Here is a 22,133-nt window from a genome sequence, read left to right as displayed (position 1 = left end):
GAAGGGAATGCCGATGCCGAGACAGCTCGAGGGGGATTACGACTATATCGTGGTGGGCGCCGGCACCGCCGGCTGCATCCTCGCCAACCGGCTGTCGGCCGATCCGAAGCGCCGTGTGCTGATTCTCGAGGCCGGCGGCAACGACAACTGGATCTGGTTCCATATTCCGGTCGGCTACCTCTTTGCGATCGGCAATCCGCGCGCGGACTGGATGTTTCGCACCGAGGCCGAGCCGGGCCTGAACGGCCGCTCGCTGGCCTACCCCCGCGGCAAGGTGATCGGCGGCTGCTCGGCGATCAACGCCATGATCTCGATGCGCGGCCAGGCCGCCGACTACGACCATTGGCGCCAGCTCGGTCTCGCCGGCTGGAGCTATTCCGACGTGCTGCCGGAGTTCAAACGGCTGGAGGATCATTTTCTCGGCGAAAGCGAACACCATGGCATCGGCGGCGGCTGGCGGATCGAGGCGCCCCGGCTGTCCTGGGCGGTGCTCGACGCGGTCGGCGATGCCGCCGAGCAGATGGGCCTCCGCCGCATCCCCGACTTCAATACCGGCGACAATGAAGGCATCAGCTATTTCCACGTCAACCAGAAGCGCGGCCGGCGCTGGTCCTCCGCGCGGGGCTTCCTCAAGCCGGCGCTGAACCGGCCGAACCTGCGGCTGGAAACGCAGGTGCTGGTGGATCGCCTGATCGTCGAGAACGGCCGCGCCGTCGGCGTACGCTACCGGCAGAACGGCGAGACCATCGAGGCGCGCAGCAGGGGCGAGGTCATCCTCAGCGCCGGCTCGATCGGCTCGGTGCAGGTGCTGCAGCGCTCGGGCATCGGCCCGGCCGACTGGCTCGGCGAGCTTGGCATCGATGTCGTCCTCGACAGACCGGGCGTGGGACGCAACCTGCAGGACCATCTGCAGCAGCGCGCGATCTACAAGGTCACGGGCGTGAAGACGCTGAACGAGACCTACTACTCGCTGGTGCGGCGCGGCCTGATGGGGCTCGACTACGCGTTCCGGCGCCGCGGGCCGCTGACCATGGCGCCGTCGCAGCTCGGCATCTTCACGCGCTCGGATGCGACGCGCGACCGCGCCAACATCCAATTCCACGTGCAGCCGCTGTCGCTCGACAAGTTCGGCGATCCCCTGCATCGCTTTCCCGCGATCACGGTCAGCGCCTGCAACCTGCGTCCGACCTCGCGCGGCACCGTTCGCATCCGCTCAGCGGGGATCGACGAAGCGCCGTCGATCGCGCCGAACTATCTGGCGACCGAGGACGACCGCCAGGTGGCGGCTGATGCCATCCGCGTCACCCGCCGGCTGATGAAGCAGAACGCGCTCGCCGCCTACAGGCCGGAGGAATATCTGCCCGGCCCATCCGTCGGCGACGACGACGCGGCGCTGGCCAAGGCCGCCGGTGACATCGGCACGACGATCTTCCATCCGGTCGGCACGGCGAAGATGGGCTCCGCCGATGATCCGATGGCCGTCGTCGACGAGCGGCTGCGCTTTCGCGGCATCGAACGGCTGCGCGTCGCCGATGCCTCGATCATGCCGACGATCACCTCTGGCAACACCAACACGCCGACCGCGATGATCGCGGAGAAGGCGGCGATGATGATCCTGGAGGATGGGCGGTAGCGCTGGCGTCGTCCGCCGTGACCGACGGGCGACGGCTGAAGCCAGCGCGCGTCCCCTGGATCGCGTCGCTGCGCTCGCGATGACGGAGTTCGTGGGGACGCTCGGTGTCCACCACAACCGTCATTGCGAGCAAAGCGAAGCAATCCAGGGCCCAGCCCGAACTCTGGATTGCTTTGTCGCCTTTGGCTCCTCGCAATAGCGCCTATCTCCTCATAGTGGCGCGTGCCCACCGTCCATCGACGCCTTCGCAAGGACGTGGTGGGCACGGCGCGGGCGAGAGCCCCGACTCACCGCAGGGGTCACGGGCGCGCCTTTGCCCACCCTACGCATCATCGCACGTTGACTAGATGACGCGCGCCACCAGTGGTATCCGGCGCAACAGCACAGTCGCCAGCCAGCTCACCGACAGCGTGCCGATCAGCACGATCGCGAACTTCACTCCCGCCGGCCACGCCGGCTCGTAGACCAGATATTGCAGCCACAGCAGCGGCAGGAAGTGCAGCAGGTAGATACCGTAGGCCGACGGCTGCAGGCGATCCATCAGCGCCAGCGGCGCCTTCGCCCAGCGCAGGAAGAAGGTCGGCACGCCGAACGCCATCGCGGCGCAGAAGCTCGCCACCGCCATGCCATAGGCCGCGCGCCACCACAGTGGCGGGGAATCGAAATCGGCGATCCAATTGTGATGCGCGTAGGCCAGCAACAGGATCGCGCCATAGCAGCCGTAGGAAAGACCGAACCAGATCGACCAGCGCCGCACCAGCGCGCCGTCGGCTGCGAACGGCCCCGTCCGCAGCCCGGCTGCGCCGATCGCGACGCCGCCGACGAAGAAGGCCGGATAGAGCAGCACCCGGCTCGCCTGCAGCGGCAGCGGAAAATGTCCGGGCATGAACCAGAATCCGTCACCGAAGCCGAGATGCGGCGGCAGATAGACCAGGTTGGCGATCACGAGGAAGATCAGGAAGCCAGTGAGCGGATAGTGCAGCACCATTCCGGCCCAACGCCCGAGTGCGCCGACCGCCTGCGGTGCCAGGACCCAGACGAACGCAGCCAGCATATCAAACCCCAGCAGCACGCCGAGAAACCAGGCCGAGCCGGACGGCCACGGCCCCTCGCTGATCATCCGCCACCACACCGCGCTGAACTGATCCTCCGCCACGTAGTAGCGGTAGTAGGCGATCGGCATGATCACGAAGATCGACACGATATAGGGCACGCCGAGCCGCAGCGCACGGCGCCCGACATAGTCCGACGCGCCCCTGCCCGCCAGGCTTGCCGGCACGAACAGGCCGGAGATGAAGAACATGCACGACATGAAGTAGCTGTCGTTGAACAGCGCGACGAGATCGAAGCCGAGCCAGTGCATGCGGTCGCCGCCCTGGCCGAAATCGGTGTAGTTGATGGCGGAGTGATAGAGCACGACCGAGAGCGTGATGAAGGTCCTGGCGCGGTCGAGCGGCACGATCCGATCGCGCGACGTCTCGGTTCGTTGCAGGGTCGGGGTCACGCGCTCATGCATCGACGTCGCATCCAGTCCATCAGCCGCCCCACGGCGGCGCGCGCCGCTCATATCATTCGCGCGGCCCTGCGCCGACATCCTGCGTGACCAGGTGAGCCGCCGGCCATTGCCGGCATGATCACGAACACGTCATCGCGTTTCGATGACGAGAAGCCGGGAATAAAACCGGGCAGCGACCGCTCTTCTCACCCGCAAGCCCGATGACGGGCAACGGGAGATGACGATGAGCCTTGGTGATCATGACGAGAACGGCGTCAGCCGCCGCAAGGTGCTGGAGTGCATGACATGGGCGGGCACGGGCGTGCTCTGGACGCTGTCGGGCGGCGTGCCACGTTCGCTCGGCCTGGTCGACGCGGCGCGGGCGGCCGAGCAGCCCGCGCCCGGCCTGACCTTCCTGCAGATCAGCGACAGCCATGTCGGCTTCGACAAGCCAGCCAATCCCAACGCGACCGGCACGCTCGAGGAGGCCGTCAACCGCATCAAGGCGATGCCGGTGAAGCCCGCCTTCATGATCCATACCGGCGACATCTCGCATCTGTCGAAGGCAGCCGAGTTCGACGATGCCGACCGCATCATCTCGCAGTCCAGGCTCGACGTGCACTACGTGCCGGGCGAGCACGACTTCCTCGACGAGGACGTCAAGCTCTACAAGGAGCGCTACGGCAAGGGCACGCGCGGTTCCGGCTGGTATTCGTTCGATGCCAATGGCGTGCACTTCGTCGGGCTCGTCAACGTGGTCGATCTCAAGGCCGGCGGGCTCGGCAATCTCGGCGCCGAGCAGCTTGCCTGGCTCGAGCAGGATCTCAAGGGCCGCTCGAAATCGACGCCGATCGTGGTGTTCGCGCACATCCCGCTGTGGACGGTGTATCCGCAATGGGGCTGGGGGACCGAGGATGGCGGGCGCGCGCTCGACAGCCTGAAGGGCTTCGGCTCGGTGACGGTGCTGAACGGCCATATCCATCAGGTGATGCAGAAGGTCGAAGGCAACGTCACCTTCCATACCGCGCGCTCGACCGCCTTTCCGCAGCCGGCGCCGGGCACGGCGCCCTCGCCCGGCCCGATGAAGGTCGAGGACGCCAGGCTGCGCAGCCTGCTCGGCATTGCCAGCATCGACTTCAAGGTCGGGGCCGAGCGGCTCGCGATCATCGACACGCCGCTTGCGGGCTGAGGGACGAAAACGCGATGATCCAGCCTGTTCTTCGCGGTGCCGGCTTGGCCGCCGTACTGCTTGTTTGCGCCACGCCGCTGCGCGCCGAGACCATCAAGGTCACGATCGACAATTTCACCTTCACCCCGACCGAAGTGACGGTGAAGGTCGGCGACACCGTCACCTGGACCAACCACGACGACATTCCGCACACGGTGGTGTCGGCCGGGAAATACCGATCGAAAACGCTCGACACCGACGACAGCTTCTCCTTCACGTTCGCAGCCGCCGGCGACTACAAATATTTCTGTTCGCTGCATCCGCACATGACGGGGCTGATCAAGGTTGAGTAGCATCGCGAACCAGGGCATGAGCATCGTCGGATGGGCCGGTCGGCGGCGTACCGCCGGCCGCGCCGTGCGACCGCGAACCGGGCCGGAGACCTCGCCGGTGACGACAGCCAGTGACGATCCCGAGAAGGCGCGACGCTTCCGCGAGGCGGCGCTGCCCTATCTCGACGATGCCTACACGCTGGCGCGCTATCTGCTGCGCAACGCCGCCGACGCCGAGGACGCGGTGCAGGAATGCTACCTGCGCGCGCTGAAGCATTTCGACACCTATCGCGGCCCGGCGATGAAACCGTGGCTGTTCGCGATCCTGCGCAATGTCTGCCACGCCGAATTCGCGCGCCGGGCCGGCGCGCCGGTCAAGGCGCTCGATGACGCGCCGGAAGCGGCCGAGCAGCCCCCGCTGTGGCAGGAGAGCGCCGAGACGCCGGAAGGCGCCGTGTTGCGGGAACGTGATGCCTCGGCGATCCGCCGGCTGATCGACACGCTGGCCGAGCCGTTTCGCGAGACGTTCGTCATGCGCGAGGTCAACAATCTGTCCTATCGCGAGATCGCGGAGGCCGCCGGCGTGCCGGTCGGCACCGTGATGTCGCGTCTTGCCCGCGCCCGCGCGATGCTGCGCGCCGCCTGGCTCGCGCAGGAGGAGCCTTAAGCCATGACCTGCGATGAAGCCGAGATCCTGATCCACGCGCTGGCCGATGGCGAGCTCGATGCCGGCCACGCTCGTGAGGTCGAAGCCCATGTTGCGACCTGCCCGCGCTGCGCCGCGGAGCTTGCCGCGGTCAGGCAGATGAAGCAGATGCTCGCCGGCACCGACCTCGGCTACAGGGCGTCCCCTGCCTTGCGCCAGCGCATCGAAGCCGCCCTGCCGCCGGCCGATGCGGCCTCCATCATCCCGCTCGCTGCCGTGCCGCCGAGCCGCCGCACGCTGCTGCGAGGCTTCGCCCTGGGCTCGGCGGTGTCGGCGCTGGCCGCCACCGGCCTCGTCGCCATCGTGCTGCGCAATGACGACCAGCAGCGGATCGAGGCCGAGATCGTCTCGGCGCATCTGCGCTCGCTACAGGCCGGCCACCTCACCGACGTCATCTCGACCGACCAGCACACCGTCAAGCCCTGGTTCAACGGCAAGCTCGACGTCGCGCCGCCGGTGATCGATCTGACCGCGCAGGGCTTCACCCTCATCGGCGGGCGGCTCGATTACGTCGACGCACGCGCGATCGGCGCGGTGGTCTATCGCCGCCGCCAGCACGTGATCAATCTGTTCGTGGCGCAGACCTCGTCCACCGAGCGCCGCGCCGCACGGATGGACACGATCCAGGGCTTCAACATCCGCTCTTGGCGCGACCGCGGTCTGAGCTATTGGGCGGTCAGCGATATCGGTGCCGACGAACTCAACGAGTTCGGCGAGCGGTTCGAGCGCGCGATGGGTGCGAACAAGGAGGGGTGACGCGCTCTTGCGCTTCAGTCATTGCGAGCGAAGCGTGCCCACGGTCTGTCCGGAGACGAACTGAAACGGTGGGCACGGCGCCACGCGCCTTTGCCCACCCGATGCGAACATCACGCCGACTTGCGGATCGCGTTGTCGACCAGGGTCTTGCCGAGCGACCAGATCGCGCCGGGGACCTTGTGGCTCTGCGCGATGACGTCGTCGAAGGCGCGCTCGATCCAGGCGCAGTCCTCTTCGGTGATGGTCAGCGGCGGCAGCAGCTTGATCGTATGCAAGCCGTGGCCGGCGACCTGGGTCAGGATCTTGTGATCCTTGAATAGCGGCACCGTGATAAGCTGGCAGAACAGGCCCTTGTTGGCGCTCTCCAGCATGGTCCACGACGCCTTGAGGCGCAGCGATTTCGGCGGACCGAACTCGACGCCGATCATCAGTCCCTTGCCGCGCACTTCCTTGAGCAGCTCGTAGCCCGGCACCATCCGCGTCAGCGCCAGCCGCAGCTCGGCGCCGCGCTTGGCTGCGGCCTCCACCAGCTTCTCGGCCTTCATCACCTCGAGCGTGGCAATGCCGGCGGCCATCGCGAGGTCGTTCTTGGCGAAGGTCGAGCCGTGCACCACGGCGCGGTCCATGCGGTTGAAGATCTTGTCGAAGATCTGCTTGCGCGTCAGCAGCGCGCCGACCGGAACATGGCCCCCGGACAGCGCCTTCGACAGCAGCACCATGTCGGGTTCGACGTTCCAATGTTCCACCGCAAGGAACCGCCCGGTGCGGCCCATGCCGGTCTGGATCTCGTCGGCGATGAAGATGGTGCCGTATTTCTTGCAGAGCGCCGCGGCGCCGGGCAGGAACTCGTCGGAGGGCATGTTGACGCCCTTGCCCTGGATCGGCTCGACGATGAACGCTGCGATCTCGCGCGACGACAGCGCCTGCTCGAGCGCGGCGAGATCGTTGAAGGGGATCGCCGTGCAGCCCGGCAGCAGCGGCTCGAAGCCGTTGCGGAAGTTCGAATCATCGGTCAGCGACAGCGCGCCGTAGGTGAGACCGTGATAGGAGTGCCCGCAATAGACGATGCCGGGCCGGCCGGTCGCGCCACGCGCGAATTTGATCGCGGCTTCCACCGTCTCGGCGCCGGAATTGGCGAAGAACACCTTGTCCAGATACGGGACATATTCCAGCAGCCGCTCGGCAAGAACGCCCGCCAAGGTCGAGACGTCGAGCTGAACGAGATTCGGCAGATCGGTGTCGAGGACGCTTTTCAGCGCGGCACGCAGCGTCGGATGATTGCGGCCGATTGCAAAGACGCCAAAACCGCTGAGCAGGTCAAGATAACGGGCGCCATCACGATCGTAGAGATATTGCCCTTGTCCCTTCTGGAACCCAACATCATATCCAATCGTCTTTAGAACGCGGACAAGCTGCTCGTTCAGATGCCGAGAGTGCATCGTGCTGCGCTGCGCTTGGCGCTCCACAAACATCTCGGAAACGTCTAGATTGGGTTTTAGCATCGGCTACATACTTCGGTTGATGGACGTGACGTCAACTGAAAACGCGCAATGCGGCGTTTTGCCCTCATTCGCACCATCAAAGCAAGCACGGGTTTCTGCCAATGTTGCATCGCCTTAGATATCTCATGTCGACGACACTAGCATACTCCGCAGTCGTGTTCGCAGCAGGAATTTCTTCCGCGCTCGCGGCCGACCCCACCGGCGACTGGCGGGTCGCCGACGGCGTCGCTAACATCCGAGTCGCACAATGTAATGGCAGCATGTGGGGCGTCGTGGCCTGGGAGAAGACCCCGGGCGGACGCGACAGCAACAACCCCGATCCGGCCCGCCAGAGCCGGCCGACGCTCGGCATGCCGATCCTGATCGACATGAAGAAGAAGCCCGGCGCAGACGCGTGGGAAGGCCAAGTCTACAACGCCAAGGATGGGCAGCTCTACAGCTCCACCATCACGCCGGTCGACCCCGATCACCTGGAGATCAAGGGCTGCGTGCTCGGCTTCCTGTGCGGCGGCGAGACCTGGACGCGGGTTGCTCCGCCGATCCCGTCGAGCCCCGTAAACAGCATGGCCAAAGGTACACAGAAACCAATCGCGCCGGCCCCTGCCCCGGCGGCCAAGACCACGACCGGCGTCGGCAGTGGCGCAACCGCATCGGCCAAGCCGGGACACAAGCCCGCGGACCAGGTCGGCGATATCTGCCTGCTGCCCGATATTGCGCGCGCCCGCTAATTGGCGTCCGTCACCCGAACAAAAAAAAGCGGCCGAGAGATCGGCCGCTTTTTCTATTCGGTGATCAAGAGCCCTCTTGCTCCTTGATCTCGCGAGGCTTGCCCATCAGGGCCGGCTGGAACAGCAGCACGGCGGCGAGCGTGGTGACCAGCGACAGCGCCAGCAGCTTGCCCATGCTGGACGTGCCGGGATGGCTCGACAGCCACAAGCTGCCGAATGCGGTCGCCGTCGTCAGTGCGCTGAAGAAGATCGCCCGGGTCAGGCTGGTTTGGAGCAAATTGGTGCGACCGCCGCGCCACGCCACCACGTAGTAGATCTTGAACGCGACGCCAATGCCAAGCAGGAGCGGCAGAGCGACGATGTTGGCGAAGTTCAGCGGCAGCTTGATCAGCACGCAGATCTCCAACGTCACGGCGCCTGCGACCAGCAGCGGCACGATCGTCATCAGCACGTCGGTGAAGCGCTTCAAGGTCACCCACAGCAGCAGGCTGATCACGACCAGCGAGTAGATGCCGGCGTGGATGAATGCCTTCACGATCGTGTCACCGGACTTCAGGATCGAGACCGGCCCGCCGATCGCGTTGGGCTCGGCCGTCAGAACGGCGTTGGCGAATCGCCTGAGATTGTCGTTGTCGTTCGGATCGCCCTTGGGCTGCGCCTCGACCCGAATCAGTCCGTCCTTGCTCTTCCACTGCGACACCAGTTCCGGCGGCAGGTTCGCGAGGCTGACCGGCTGCGCCTGGAGGGTGGCGCTGAGCTGCGTCAGCGTGATCTTCCACGGCTCGACGAACACCGCCTGTGCCTTGTTGCGAACCGCCTCGCTCGCGCCCGCGAGCCTGGCAAGCGCATCTGCGAGCCGCCGCGACGCGACCGCGCCCGGCCCATTGCTCTCGCCCGCGGTGCGCCGGAGATTGTCGACGGTCGAGTTCAGGGCGTCGACATTCTCCTTGTCGCTCGGCGCCGCATCGACCTGATCCGGATTGAGCGCAGGCCCCAACACCTTCGCGCCCTGCGCGATCAGCTTCAGCTTGGCCGGCTGGTCCTCGGGGACGAAGCTGTCGAGCGACATCACGCGCGCCACTTCGGGGAGCTTCTCGAGCTTGGCCTCGATCGCCTTGGCCTCGGTCTCGGAGCGCGTCAGCACGTCGATCGCGTTGGCGCCCGTGTTCGGATCCTTTCGCAGGTCGAGATAGGTCGCGATCGACTCGGCGCGCGGATTGCGCAGGTTCATCGGGTTGAAGTCGAACTTCATGTAGTAGAGTAGCGGCAGGCCGGCGACGACCAGGCCGAGCGTGCCGACGATGATCGGCACGCGGTGTTTCTCGAGGAAATGATCGACCGGCGCCAGGAAGGCATAGCCGACCGGTTCCTTCTCGCCGGGCGGATTGAGAATCCTCAGCAGCGCCGGCAGCACCGTGATCGACGACAGGAACGCGATGATCATGCCGGCGCCGGCGATGGCGCCGAGCTCGGAGATGCCCTTGTAGTCGGTCGGCAGGAAGCACAGGAAGCCGGCAGCCGTCGCCATCGCCGCGAGCGACAGCGGCACCGCGGAGCGGCGCGCGGCTTCCGCCAGCGCCTCAGGCAGATTGTCGTTCTTGAACCGCTCGGAGCGGTAGCGCACGCTGAACTGGATGCCGAAATCGACGCCGAGGCCGATGAACAGCACAGCGAACGCGACCGACAGCAGATTGAGCGAGCCGACCATCATCAGGCCGACGGCCGTGGTGAGGGCGAGGCCGATGAACAGGTTGATGAACACGGCCGAGATGATCTTGGCCGAATGCAGCGCCAGCCACAGGATGATCAGCACGACGACCACGGTGCCGATGCCGTTGACGACGGCGCCCTCCTGCACGGTGGCGTATTCCTCGTTGGCGATCGGCACCGGACCGGTCAGCCGCACGCGCGCGTGAAAGCGGTTGGGGAAATCGAGCTCGGCCGCGGCCTGCCGGATCGCATCGGTGGCGGCCTTGCCGGGCTCCAGGGCCTGGTAGTCGAGGATCGGCTTGAACTGGATGAAGGCGCGCTTGTCGCTGTCTTCGAGCGGCTTGTCGGAGATCAGCTGGCGCCAGGAAAAGGTCGCATCGCCCTTGTCGAGCACGGTCTCCACCGTCTGGGAGATGTAGTCGAACGGCCGTGCGGCATTGTCCAGCTTGACCTGGCCGCGCTTGACGCCGGCAAGGCCGGTCTCCAGCGCACCGGTCAGGCCGCGGATCGAGGGGTCCCCGGCCATGATCTCGACGAGCGGTGCCGCCGCCGCGAACTGGTCCGTGAGCTGCTTGACCTCCTCGGTCGGCAGGAACAGCAGGCCGTTCCTGGCGAAGAACTCGCCGCCGCCGAGCAGCTCGACCGATGAGAAGTTCGCGGTGTCGCCCTTGAGCTTCTTGGCGAGCGCATCGGCCGCCACACCTGTCATCTCGGGCGTCGCCGCTTCGACCACCGCCAGGATCATCCGATCGCGATCGAAGGCCTGCTCGTACTGCTGGTCGCGCTTGCGCCAGTCGAGCTCGGGCGAAATCAGCTTGTTGATGTCGGTATTGATGGAGAAATGACGCGCCGTATAGAAGCCCGCGCCTACGGAGAGCAGCAGGGCCGCAATCAATGTCGGCCAGGCAAACCGGGTGCAGGCCTTGACGATCGAGACGACAAACGTGGTCAGCACTTCGTGACTTTCTAATGTTTAGAGAGCTGGGCGGAAACGTCCGCTTCATGGCGGAGTTCCCCGATCAGGGCGAGCCCCGGACGCACACATCCTGAGCGGCGCCCCGACCCGGCCTGGCCCAACCTTGAAGACGAGGATGGTCCGTCGACGGCGGATCAGGTCGAACGATGCACGGAACCGTCGGGGCGGCTGATATAGCGGCTGTTCTCGGCGGTAAAGTGACGAACGAGTGAGAGCATAACCAACTCAATTGATTGATCTAATTTATAATTACCAGATTACCGGTAGCCTATCGCGGGCTGTGTGCGACGTGTCACATGCGAGCCGCTTGCAGACCGGCTTTCTTCTTCGCTCGATTTTTGACACAAAGCCCTGCGTTTCCATCCGTGTGGCGGGCCATTGGGCATTCGCTGGTGCGATTATTGCAACCCTGTCGCACGCACGGAGGTGCCAGGTCGAAAGTGAGGCAATGTGGCTGGACGTCCAATGCAGGTGTATCTCGCGCAGCCGCGCGGTTTTTGTGCTGGAGTCGTGCGTGCGATCGAGATCGTGGAGCGCGCGCTGGAGAAGTATGGCCCGCCGGTCTATGTGCGTCATGAGATCGTCCACAACAAGCACGTGGTCGAGAGCCTGAAGGCCAAGGGCGCCATCTTCGTCGAGGACCTCTCCGAGGTCCCCCCGCGCGCCGTCACCGTGTTCAGCGCCCACGGCGTCGCCCGGACGGTGGAGGAGGAAGCGGCCGCCCGCGGGCTGCCGGTGCTCAATGCTACCTGCCCGCTGGTGACGAAGGTCCACAACCAGGGCAAGCGCTACATGTCCAAAGGCCGTACCCTGGTACTTATCGGCCATGCCGGCCACCCGGAAGTCGAGGGAACCATGGGCCAGGTTCCCGGCCCGGTCCACCTGGTGCAGAACGTGGCCGATGTGGCCACCCTGCCCCTGCCGGTCGATACCCCGCTGGCCTATATTACCCAGACCACGCTCAGCGTGGACGACACAAGAGACATCATTTTAGCCCTCCAAGCCCGCTTTACAGACCTTCAAGGTCCCGATATCCGGGATATCTGCTATGCGACACAGAACCGGCAATCTGCGGTAAGGGACTTAAGCAAGCTGGTGGACGTCATCCTGGTGGTGGGCGCCGCCAACAGCTCCAACTCGAACAGACTGCGCGAGATCGGCACCGAGGCCGGGGTCGCAAGCTATCTGATCGCTGATGGCAGCGAGCTCGATCCGGTTTGGCTGAAGGATGCCAAGGCCGTCGGCATCACCGCCGGCGCCTCGGCTCCCGAAGTTCTCGTCGACGACGTCATCGAAGCCCTGCGGCGCATCGGACCGGTCGAGGTCGCGGTGGTCCCGGGGCGGGAAGAAAACATCGAATTCCGCCTGCCGGCCGAATTGGTCGCGGGCTGATCGGTCCTCGTTTGGTCCAGAAAGAAGAGACGTAATGGCAATCCCCTTCCATAAGGAACTGCGTATCGGGGCCTATCTGATGAAGCAGAAGCTTCTCGGCCGGAAACGCTATCCGCTCGTGCTGATGCTGGAGCCGCTGTTCCGCTGCAACCTGGCGTGCGCCGGCTGCGGCAAGATCGACTATCCCGACGCGATCCTCAACCGCCGCATGAGCGCGCAGGAGTGCTGGGACGCGGCCGACGAGTGCGGCGCGCCGATGGTCGCCATCCCCGGCGGCGAGCCGCTGATCCACAAGGAGATCGGCGAGATCGTGCGCGGCCTGGTCGCCCGCAAGAAATTCGTCTCGCTCTGCACCAATGCGCTGCTGCTGGAGAAGAAGCTCGACCTGTTCGAGCCGTCGCCGTATTTGTTCTTCTCGGTGCACCTCGACGGCCTGCGCGAGCATCACGACAAGGCGGTGTCGCAGAAGGGCGTGTTCGACCGCGCCGTCTCCGCGATCAAGGCCGCCAAGGCGCGCGGGTTCACGGTGAACGTCAACGCCACGGTGTTCGACGGCCACCCCGCCGAGGAGATCGCCAAGTTCCTGGACTTCACCACCGAGCTCGGCGTCGGCGTCACCATGTCGCCCGGCTACGCCTATGAGCGCGCCCCGGACCAGGAGCACTTCCTCAACCGCACCAAGACCAAGCAGCTGTTCCGCGACGTCTTCAAGCTCGGCAAGGGCAAGAAGTGGAATTTCATGCATTCCGGTCTGTTCCTCGACTTCCTGGCCGGCAACCAGGAGTTCGAGTGCACCCCCTGGGGCATGCCTGCGCGCAACATCTTCGGCTGGCAGAAGCCCTGCTATCTGCTCGGCGAAGGCTACACCAAGACCTTCAAGGAGCTGATGGAGACCACCGACTGGGACTCCTACGGCACCGGCAAGTACGAGAAGTGTGCCGACTGCATGGCGCATTGCGGCTACGAGGCGACCGCCGCCAATGCGGCGCTGACCAACCCGATCAAGGCGATGTTCGTGTCGCTGCGCGGCATCAAGACCGAAGGCCCGATGGCGCCGGAGATCGACCTCTCCAAGCAGCGCCCGGCGCAATACGTGTTCTCGTCGGAGGTGCAGAAGCGCCTCTCCGAGATCCGTCACGACGAGGCGATCGAGGCGCAGCAGAAGGCCTCGACGGCCGCCTGATCTTCACGCTCTGATCAATCAAAAGGCCGCCGAGTGATCGGCGGCCTTTTTCATTGAACTGATCTGCGGATCGGAATGGACGTTACGCTCCGCGACGAGCAAACGGCTCACGCCTCGGCAGCGGCCAGCGTCTCGGTCTCGAGGAAATGCTCAGCCGCCAGCATGCCGCTCAGCAGCAGGTCGCGGGCGCCGCGCAGCGAGCGCAGGGCGCGATTGAACTCGATGCCCGTCGACACCAGGCCGCGCAGCACGGCCGGATTGCGGGCGACGCCGCGCAGGATCATCGGCAGGTCGATGTCGCCGTTGGGCTTGATGGCGTCCTTGGCAAGCGACGGGAGGGTGCGATGGGCGGGATCGGAGATCACCCGCAGCGCCGCGAACGGCAGCCCGTACTCGGCGGCATAGGCGGCGGCGATGTGGCTCTCCATGTCGACCGCGGCCGCGCCGGTCTTCATGCGCAGCGCCGCCTTGCGGGCCTGGGCCACCACCACCTCTTCGGCCCCGGCGAGCACGCCGCGCACGACGCGGCGCTTCTTCAGGGCGGCGCGGGCGATGTGCTCCTCGCGCAGCGACAGGCCCGACAGCCAGCGGGCATCGCCGGCGGTCACCTCGGTGGCGACGACGATGTCGCCGGCCTTGAGGCTCGGATCGAGACCGCCGGCCACGCCGAAGCTGACGACGCCACGGATCGAAGTCGGATCGAACACGGTGAGCAGCGAGCGCAACTGCCTGGGGTCGCTCGAGCTGCAGATCACCATCATGCCGGGCCCGGCAGCAATCCGGGCCTCCTGCACCAAGCCCGTCACGACCAAGACCGGCCGCGAATCAATCGGGCGATCCGCGGACGTGTCGTCCCCCATCCCCAACTTCACAATCCGACCCCTGACACCTTCTCGGACGTCGCGTGATCCGACGTCTCCGTCTCTTGTTCCAAAGCCTCAGCCACGGCGGCGCCAGAGCGGAAAGGCCTTAACAAACCGAGGATTACGCAGAAAAAATCCGCGAGGAAACCCCGTTTGCGCCGCACTGCACCGGCACCTGATGCGTTTTTTGCCCGGTGTTGCCATTTGGCCCCGCCGATCCCTGTTCCGCCCTGGAACAGATTGCGCCGGTGCCACCGGGCGTGGAACTTTAAGCAAGAACCACGCCACGAAAATGTGAGACTCACGGCAGGCGGCATGACGGCGCGGCCAGATTCGGCCGCCCCTGCGCCGGTCAGCCGTGCCCGAGCAGGAGATTCGCAGCGCGGTCGCCGGAGCGCACCGAGCCTTCGATGGTTGCCGGCAGGCCGGTATCGGTCCAGTCCCCCGCCAGAGCGAGATTGCCGAACGCCGTCTTCGCTCCCGGTCGGAGCGCGTTCTGCTCGGGCGTCGCCTCGAAGGTGGCGCGACGCTCGCGCACGATCTGCCACGGCGGCAGCTCGGCCGTGATGCCGGCGGCCTTGCAGACGTCGGTCCAGATCGCGGCGGCGAGCTCCTCGCGCGGCATGTCGACGAGGCGATCGCCATTGCTGATGGTGACCGAGAGCCGCTGCGGGAAGGCGAACAGCCACTCGACCAGGCCGCCGACAACCCCGAGCAGAGCTGGTGCATCGCGCGGCGGCGTGATGCGGAAATGGGCATTGACGATGGCACGATATTTCGTCGGCCCCGTGAGCCCCGGCAGCAGGGCCATCGCCGGCCGCGGCGGCACGGCGAGCACCACGACATCGGACGGACCGAGCGCGACGGTTTCATCGCCGCCGAACCTGAGCCCGGTGACGCGACCACCCGCATCGTCGAGGCCGCGCAGCTCGCGGCCGATCCGCACGCTGCCGCCCTTGCCTTCCAGGAATTTCACGGCCGGATCGATCAGCACGCCCGACAGGCCGTCGCGCGCGATCAGCGGCCGGCAGGCCTGGCCGCCGGCGAGCAAGGTCTCGCGGACGATGGCGCCGGCCAGCCCCGCCGACCCTTCCGGCGGATCGCAGTTCAGCGCCGCAAGCAGCAGCGGCTGCACCAGACGGTCATACAGCGTACCCTTGCAGGGAATCGTGCTGCCGATCGTCCTGGACGTACCGGCCCAGATCAGCGGCGACAGCGCGAGGTAGTCGCCGAGCTTGGTATCCGGCACGCGGCGGCCCTCGTCGAACACCCACAGCGGCAGGCGGCCGTTGCCGAGATCGAGCAGCCAGCGCTGGCCGCTCCGGATGTCGACGAAGGCGAACTGCGCCTTCTCCGGCCCGACCAGCCCCGCTTCCGAGCCGATCGCGCGGGCATAGGACAGCACGTGATGATTGGCCGACAGCAGCAAATGGTTGCCGTTGTCGATCACCAGGTCGGTCGCGGCGTCGTAATAGGACCGGCAGCGGCCGCCGAGCTGCTGCGTCGCCTCGTGGACATGGACGATGTAGCCCGCATTGGCGAGCCGCACGCCGGCGGAAAGGCCGGACACGCCGGCGCCGATGATGTGAGCTGTCTTGTGCATCAGATGATTGCGTAACGAAGGATGATGCCGATCTTCGTGAGCTTGCTCACGCGGACGGGCTCGCGCGGCAGCGCGAAGCCTCGCTCGAGCAAGAGGTCGAACACGGCACGATAGTATTTTGACATGATCCGCGGCGCCCGCACGGCGCGCCGGCGATTTCGCCGCATGATCTCGTCGGCCTTCTCGAAATGCGTCTTGGCCCTGACCGCAACCGAGTTGCAGACCTTCGGCAGCGCGCGCTCCTGCGTGACCTTGACCGGATCGTCGCCGGTGATGCCGGCGAACAGCAGCGCCTCGCGCGGCAGGTACAGCCGGCCGATCGCCGCGTCCTCGTCGATGTCGCGCAGGATGTTGGTGAGTTGCAGCGCGCGGCCGAGATGATGGGCAAGCAGGATGCCGTCCTCCTCGGGCATGCCGAAGATGCGCACCGAGAGCCGGCCAACCGCGCTCGCCACGCGATCGCAGTAGAGGTCGAGCGTCGCGAGATCGGGCGCGCGGATCTCCTGCGGCACGTCCATCTCCATGCCGTCGATGATGGCGAGGAAGTCCTCGCGCTTCAGCCCGAAGGTCTTCACCGAGCTGACATAGTCGCGCAGCCGCGGCGGCGGGTTGCCCTGGTACAGCGCGTCGATGTCGTCGCGCCATTTCTGTAGCGCCGCCAGCCGCTCGGGCCGCGGGCCGTCGGAATCGGCGATGTCGTCGACCTCGCGGCAGAAGCTGTAGACCTGGAACATCGCGTCGCGCTGGGCGCGCGGCAGGATGCGCATGGCGGCATAGAACGAGCTGCCGGAGGCTGCCGTGCCGTGATCGATATTGTCTGCGGTTGCCTCGAGGGTCATGCGCCGGCTGCCGATTTGGTGACGGGATGACGCCCGGCCACGCGGCGGCCGATCTCGCCCATGACCGACGTGAAGGTGAGACCGAGCATGCCGACGGGCGACAGGTGCACGCGCTCGCTCAGCGGATCGCGCACCTTCAGCAACGCCACGATGCGGTCAGCGAAAGCCTGGATCACGGCGATCTCCAGTCCGAAGCGGAAATCCTTGACGCCGCTGTTGAGGTCCCTGCCCTCATCGAGCAGCGCCGCGTTGCGCACCGCGAGCTTCTGCAGGCAGGCCAGCAGAGGCGGCGGCGACTTGGCCTCGCCGAGCATCTCGACGGTCGCGCCGGCTTCCGCCAGCGCATCGCGCGGCAGATACACGCGGTTGAGCGCCTTGTAGTCCTTGCCGCAGTCCTGCAAATGGTTGTTGATCTGCAGGCCCGCACAGATCGCGTCCGAGGCCGGCCAGGTCGCGGTGGACTCGCCGTGCACGTCGAGCATGAAGCGGCCGACCGGCATCGCCGAGTAGCGGCAGTAGTGGATGACCTCGTCCCAGTTCTCGTAGCGCAGCTTGGTCACGTCCATCCGGAAGGCAACCAGCAGATCGAGCGCGTGCCGGGGCGGCATGCCGCGCTCGGCGAGCGCCCGGCGCAGGCTGACGGCGACGTCCAGGGTCTCGCCCGTCCCGGTCAGCTCGGCTTCGAGCAGATCGAGCAGCCGCAGCTTCTCGTCGCCCGGCAGGCTCGGATGGTCGGCGATGTCGTCGGCGGTGCGCACGAAATTGTAGAAGGCGAGGATCAGCGCCCGGTGCTCGGGACGGATGATCCACGACGCCACCGGAAAGTTCTCGTCCCGGTGTGTCTTGCCGGATCGCAAATCGCTCGCGGTGGTCATGGACGAAACAGCTATCAGGTTGAAAGGGCGCTACCGAAAACAATGCCCGCCGCTTCGCTCATGCGAACGGATTGCTCGCCCCATATAGGCGAAGATCCCGCCAAAACCAATGCAATCGATGTCGGGCAGCCCATAGGACCGAACCGCCGGCCTCCCCTGAGGGGCGGGCCGGCGGTCGTTAACCAAGGGAGTTCGGAAACAACCGTTCCGAACGGCAACCGCTTACTGGTTGTGGGTCTTCAGAACCTGGTCGCAGGCCGGGCTGATCTTGGGCCGGTTCTCCTTGAGGCACGCCAGAATGGTGAAGTCACCCTGATCGATGACGGCACGGCAGAACTTCTGAACGTCACGCGTGCAGGCCGCCTGCTCTTCGGGCGTGCCGCCGCGGCCTTGCGCGAACGCACCGGTGGAAACGGACACCGACGACAGCAGGGAAAGTGCCAGGAAAATCTTACGCATCGTGTTCCTTCATTTTGACAGCAGAGGAGACCTCCCGGATCGCCGATGCTGCCCGGGAAACACCTGTTTGGTTTGGCAAGGACCGCAAGCCCCCCAGCGCCGGAGGTACGCTGCCAAATGCGGCCAAATTTGCGCCCTATGATCCCGAGCGGATCAAGCTCGGAGATCACAGCTTTGGCACAAACAAGGCGTTGATACTAGGGCGTTATTCTCGGAACACGTTTTTCGCATTTGGCTGTTGCAAGCATGCCGCGCGGACCGTTAGATGCAGCGCCGTCGAGGCGGCTTGCGTGCAGCCGTCTTGCGAGGACGACCATTCGGCGCCGACCCGTCGCACGGTGTCGGCGGGCATCATGGCATCCGGTCGCAGCGCCCGACCGGCCGTCATTTGAACCTAACCTTCGGCGAGAACACCAAGTGTTCGAAGCGGCGGCGTACGCCGACACAGCGGTGTCATTTTGGATGGGAAACTCGATATGAAACTGTTCGGCTCACCTTTCTCTGGGCGCGTCGTCAAGGCCGCCGGTCTCGGAGCGGCATTGTTCGTGGCGGCGACCGCGGTTCAGGCTCAGTCGGGCCCGTTCGCAGGCTTCGACGGGTCGTGGTCGGGCAACGGTACGGTCGCGCTGTCCGACGGCACCACCGAGCGCATCCGCTGCAAGGCCAGCTACAAGGTGGCCGGCGCCAATCTGAAGCAGAGTCTGCAATGCGCCAGCGACAGCTACAAGTTCCTCCTGACCAGTGACGTCACCAGCCAGGGCGATCGCATCTCCGGCAACTGGAGCGAATCCAGCCGCAACGTGAACGGCGAGCTGCAGGGCACCGCCGGCAACGGCCAGATCGACGTGTTCGTGCAGGCCGCCGGCTTCGCCGCCAGCATCACCCTGAGGACCAGCGGCAACAAGCAGGTCGTGCAGATCTCCTCCAAGGGCGAGATCCGCGGCGTCAACATCACGATGTCGAAGACCTGATCCTTGGACCGGAGCGCGTCGCGCGCTCACGGGCAGTCGAATGCGCAAACGGCCCTGACAATGTCAGGGCCGTTTTGTTTTGCGGTGCTTCCGCAGCCGTCGGATACGAATGAGACCCGCCGCTGTCGTCGCCCGGCTTGCCGCCTTCGCTAAAGCTCCGGCGCGCCCTTGAACTCATAGCCGCGTCGAAGCCGAAGGCGCAGACGGGACCGGGCGCTCCAGTATTCCAGAGGCTGTCCTGATTGAACCGATAGGCCGCGGCGTGCTGGATCACACGCTTTCGCCGGTGATGACGGCCCTGGTTTACGCAACAGCCTGGGCTAAAGCGGCTTGCGCTTCAGCTTCTGCGACAGGTTGATCAGGAACATCGCGGTCGGGCGGAGGATGAAGAGGTCGGCAAACAGCGCCGCCACCATCGAGAAAGCGCTGAGCCAACCGAACAGCCGCAGCGACGGCAGATCCGAGAACACGGTGACGACCAGGCCGCAGGCCAGCACCACGGTGGTGAGGATCAGCGCCGGTCCGACCAGTACGGTGGCACGCTCCACCGCGACCGCGGCACTGACGCCGGGAGCGCTTTCCATCCGCAGCCGGTTCAGGAAGTGGATGGTGGCCGACAGGCCAAGGCCGAAGGAGACCGTGAGCGCCACCACGCTGGCAAATTGCAGCCCCTCACCCATTGCCCACAGCACGGTGCCCGACATCACGACAGGGAAAATGCCGGGCAGGATGCAGGCGAGCATCACCACCCAGGAGCGGAAGGCCAGCCCGATGAACATCGCGACCAGCGCGAACTCGATCGTCAGCCCATGGTTGAGCTTTTCGATCATGCCGGCGGAGTTGCGCGCGGCGATGGCGGCGAGACCGGTAACGGCGATTTCATAGCCGGGATGCTTCTTTCTCACCGCATCGAGCTCGCGGTCGAGCTTGTCGACCACCGGCAGCAGCTGGCTGGAATCGACATCCGGCACACGGCCGGCGACCACGACGGCGTCCTGCTCCTTGTCGATGAAGCGGCGCACGAGGTGCTCGGGGATCAGATTGACGTATTCCTGCAACGTCGCCGTATCCGACGAGCCGGCCTTCTCGGCCAGCCAGCGCCGGAGCGTCTCGACCGACCAGACGTTGCCGACACCAGCAGTCTTTTCGACGGTGGCATGGACGTCGGCGATCGTCTGCAACGTCTCCGGCGCATAGAGCGAGGCGCCCTTCGGAAACTGGATGAGCACGTTGACCGGGTTGGCGCCGGTCAGCTTGGCATCAAGCCGGTTGCTTGCTGCAACCGCCTGCTGCTTGTCCGGCACCTGGTCGGCGAGGCGATAGCGCGGCTCCAGGGTCGAATACACCACCGCGAGCGAGCCGACGAACACCACCGCGATCAGGCTGAACAGGCCGGGACGGCCGACCATGCGCACCGCGATCCAGTAGCAGAAATTGCGCAGCGCCTGGACGCCGGCGTCGGCGCCCTGGAATTTGACCGCGAATGTCTTCTCGTTGCGCACCAGCAGCACGCCGAACACCGGCACCAGCGACAGCACCGCGACCAGCGCGATGATGGTGGCTGCGAGCCCCGCCTCGCCGAACTTGCGGATCAGGTCGCTGTCGGAAAACTGCAGGGCGATGAAGGAAATGCCGGCGGTGGCGTGGGTCAGCACGCAAGCCGGGCCGACGACCAGCACGGCGTTCTTGAACGCCGTCACCTTGTCCTGACCCGCGATCAGGCGGTCGCGGGCGGCGAAGGTAAGCTGCATCGAATCGGAGAAGCTGATGACCATGATGAGCGGCGTCATCACGTTCAGGAACATGTTGAGATTGAAATTGGCCCAGCCGAGCGCGCCGAGCGCGAGCATGATCGCGATCAGCGGCGGAAACGCCGCTGCGATCATGAAGGAGACCTTGCGGAAGAAGATGATGGCGATGATGCAGCCGGCGAGAATGCCGAGAATGTTGTAGGTCAGCCCGTCGCGTTCCACCGCGTTGCGGATCTCGAGCTGCATGACCGGCACGCCGGAAAGCTGGACATTCAGGCCGGTGTCGGCGAGGTCCTCCGCCATCAGCTTCCGGATGTCGCCCACCACCTTCCCGAGATCGTTCGAGGCGACCACCTTGGGCTCGAGCGACAGCACGATCAGGGCGAGCGTGCCGTCCTCCGACAACAGCTTGCCGCGGATGATCTCGTTCGACTTCACCGTTTCGATGAACTTGTCGTAGGCCTCGCCCTCCGGCAGATCCGACGGAAACAGCGCTGCCGGCAGCTTGCCGGGCGCCGGCGCCTGACGGGCCGAGAACAGCGACACCAGGCCACGGGTACCCTCGACCAGTTGCAGGTCGGTCACGAAGTCACGAAGCTTCTCGAGGTTCTGGCGGGCCAGCAAGGTCTGGCCCTCGACCACGACGAGGACGTCGAATTCCTCGGCCGGGAACTTCTTCGTCACCTCCTCGTACTGGTGGAATTCCTTGCTGTCGGAGCGAAACAGCTGGCTGAGCGAATCGTCGATCTGGATGCGCTTGATGCCGAACACCGCCGCCACGATGAGGACGAGCAGGACGACGCAGGAGAAGATCGGCGCCTTGACCGCGAGGAGGCCGAGTCGTTCGATGCCAAAAGCGATGCTGTCGGCCGGCCGGTGCTCGACCTTCTCGACATGGACTTCGTTGTCGTGCCTGACTTCCAGCATGCGGTGTCCAGTGGTTGGGGTGCGGCCCAATTCTGAGGGCCTGAGCGCATAGGGCAGAAATAAGGCCGCTCAGCGAAGCAGAGATGACCGCATTGTGGCCCGCAGCCCAAGCTAATCCTTGAAAACACGTGAAAATTCGTCGAGGCGATCTAGCAGGGTTCACTCCCCGGCCGCAACCATGCGCGGCCACACAATACGGCGAGCCGCCACGGCTTCCGATCACGCCACGATTCTGCCGTGCTTGAAAAGAGCGTGGATGGCCCC

The 22,133-nt window shown here is 65.5% G+C and carries 18 protein-coding genes; 9 read left to right on the top strand and 9 right to left on the bottom strand.

Translation table 11 applies throughout. The features are described from left to right. Positions 1-13: 13 nt before the first annotated feature. Complete coding sequence (locus ACQR1E_RS19105) at positions 14-1,633, top strand: GMC family oxidoreductase (protein ID WP_434897431.1); 1,620 nt, start codon at positions 14-16, stop codon at positions 1,631-1,633. Between the two features lie 343 nt (positions 1,634-1,976). Here ACQR1E_RS19105 and ACQR1E_RS19100 read toward each other — a convergent pair whose 3' ends face one another. Continuing rightward, complete coding sequence (locus ACQR1E_RS19100; protein ID WP_434897430.1) at positions 1,977-3,149, bottom strand: acyltransferase family protein; 1,173 nt, start codon at positions 3,147-3,149, stop codon at positions 1,977-1,979. A gap of 223 nt (positions 3,150-3,372) precedes the next feature. Between ACQR1E_RS19100 and ACQR1E_RS19095 the strand changes: the two genes are divergently transcribed. From ACQR1E_RS19095 to ACQR1E_RS19080, 4 genes are all read left to right on the top strand, one after another. Beyond that, positions 3,373-4,317, top strand: coding sequence for a metallophosphoesterase family protein (locus ACQR1E_RS19095; RefSeq protein ID WP_434897429.1), 945 nt, complete (start codon positions 3,373-3,375; stop codon positions 4,315-4,317). A gap of 14 nt (positions 4,318-4,331) precedes the next feature. Next, positions 4,332-4,649: a cupredoxin domain-containing protein gene (locus ACQR1E_RS19090; RefSeq protein ID WP_315749252.1), complete on the top strand. Its 318-nt coding sequence runs from the start codon at positions 4,332-4,334 to the stop codon at positions 4,647-4,649. Positions 4,650-4,746: 97 nt separating this feature from the next. Next, positions 4,747-5,295: a sigma-70 family RNA polymerase sigma factor gene (locus tag ACQR1E_RS19085; protein ID WP_315749251.1), complete on the top strand. Its 549-nt coding sequence runs from the start codon at positions 4,747-4,749 to the stop codon at positions 5,293-5,295. Between the two features lie 3 nt (positions 5,296-5,298). Then, entirely contained in the window at positions 5,299-6,090 is a 792-nt protein-coding gene (locus ACQR1E_RS19080; RefSeq protein ID WP_316170555.1) for an anti-sigma factor family protein, read from the top strand. Positions 6,091-6,200: 110 nt separating this feature from the next. Here the strand turns inward: ACQR1E_RS19080 and hpnO are convergent, their stop codons facing one another. After that, complete coding sequence (hpnO, locus tag ACQR1E_RS19075) at positions 6,201-7,592, bottom strand: aminobacteriohopanetriol synthase HpnO (protein ID WP_315714885.1); 1,392 nt, start codon at positions 7,590-7,592, stop codon at positions 6,201-6,203. A gap of 101 nt (positions 7,593-7,693) precedes the next feature. Between hpnO and ACQR1E_RS19070 the strand changes: the two genes are divergently transcribed. Continuing rightward, entirely contained in the window at positions 7,694-8,320 is a 627-nt protein-coding gene (locus ACQR1E_RS19070) for a DUF2147 domain-containing protein (protein WP_409977889.1), read from the top strand. A 64-nt stretch (positions 8,321-8,384) separates the two neighbouring features. Here the strand turns inward: ACQR1E_RS19070 and ACQR1E_RS19065 are convergent, their stop codons facing one another. Beyond that, on the bottom strand, positions 8,385-10,985 hold the full coding sequence (locus tag ACQR1E_RS19065) for an MMPL family transporter (RefSeq protein ID WP_434897428.1): 2,601 nt from the start codon (positions 10,983-10,985) through the stop codon (positions 8,385-8,387). Positions 10,986-11,471: 486 nt separating this feature from the next. On the opposite strand from ACQR1E_RS19065, the gene ispH reads away from it, so the two are divergent. Then, positions 11,472-12,398: a 4-hydroxy-3-methylbut-2-enyl diphosphate reductase gene (gene ispH, locus ACQR1E_RS19060; protein WP_315714888.1), complete on the top strand. Its 927-nt coding sequence runs from the start codon at positions 11,472-11,474 to the stop codon at positions 12,396-12,398. A 34-nt stretch (positions 12,399-12,432) separates the two neighbouring features. Next, positions 12,433-13,581 (top strand): adenosyl-hopene transferase HpnH, encoded by a 1,149-nt coding sequence (hpnH, locus tag ACQR1E_RS19055; protein WP_315714889.1) that lies wholly within the window; start codon positions 12,433-12,435, stop codon positions 13,579-13,581. A 107-nt stretch (positions 13,582-13,688) separates the two neighbouring features. On the opposite strand, the gene ACQR1E_RS19050 is transcribed toward hpnH, so the two are convergent. The 5 genes from ACQR1E_RS19050 to ACQR1E_RS19030 form a co-directional block, all read right to left on the bottom strand. Further along, the gene (locus tag ACQR1E_RS19050; protein ID WP_409977888.1) at positions 13,689-14,453 is read right to left on the bottom strand and encodes a phosphorylase; all 765 of its coding nucleotides are present in this window, start codon (positions 14,451-14,453) and stop codon (positions 13,689-13,691) included. Between the two features lie 343 nt (positions 14,454-14,796). Then, positions 14,797-16,047, bottom strand: coding sequence for a hydroxysqualene dehydroxylase HpnE (gene hpnE, locus ACQR1E_RS19045; RefSeq protein WP_434897427.1), 1,251 nt, complete (start codon positions 16,045-16,047; stop codon positions 14,797-14,799). Next, positions 16,047-16,886, bottom strand: coding sequence for a presqualene diphosphate synthase HpnD (gene hpnD / locus ACQR1E_RS19040; RefSeq protein WP_316164399.1), 840 nt, complete (start codon positions 16,884-16,886; stop codon positions 16,047-16,049). Before hpnD ends, hpnE begins: the two co-directional genes overlap by 1 nt. Then, complete coding sequence (gene hpnC / locus ACQR1E_RS19035; protein WP_434897426.1) at positions 16,883-17,761, bottom strand: squalene synthase HpnC; 879 nt, start codon at positions 17,759-17,761, stop codon at positions 16,883-16,885. The genes hpnD and hpnC overlap by 4 nt, the downstream gene beginning before the upstream one ends. Before the next feature lie 222 nt (positions 17,762-17,983). Next, complete coding sequence (locus tag ACQR1E_RS19030) at positions 17,984-18,220, bottom strand: hypothetical protein (RefSeq protein ID WP_315714894.1); 237 nt, start codon at positions 18,218-18,220, stop codon at positions 17,984-17,986. Positions 18,221-18,696: 476 nt separating this feature from the next. On the opposite strand from ACQR1E_RS19030, the gene ACQR1E_RS19025 reads away from it, so the two are divergent. Next, entirely contained in the window at positions 18,697-19,191 is a 495-nt protein-coding gene (locus tag ACQR1E_RS19025) for a hypothetical protein (protein WP_315737293.1), read from the top strand. Between the two features lie 320 nt (positions 19,192-19,511). Here the strand turns inward: ACQR1E_RS19025 and ACQR1E_RS19020 are convergent, their stop codons facing one another. Beyond that, complete coding sequence (locus tag ACQR1E_RS19020) at positions 19,512-21,869, bottom strand: efflux RND transporter permease subunit (protein WP_434897425.1); 2,358 nt, start codon at positions 21,867-21,869, stop codon at positions 19,512-19,514. Positions 21,870-22,133 lie beyond the last annotated feature (264 nt).

The sequence above is a fragment of the Bradyrhizobium sp. HKCCYLRH1030 genome, from assembly GCF_051168395.1.
In the GTDB taxonomy this organism is placed as follows: Bacteria; Pseudomonadota; Alphaproteobacteria; order Rhizobiales; family Xanthobacteraceae; genus Bradyrhizobium.
This window is presented reverse-complemented; position numbering and strand designations above follow the sequence as displayed.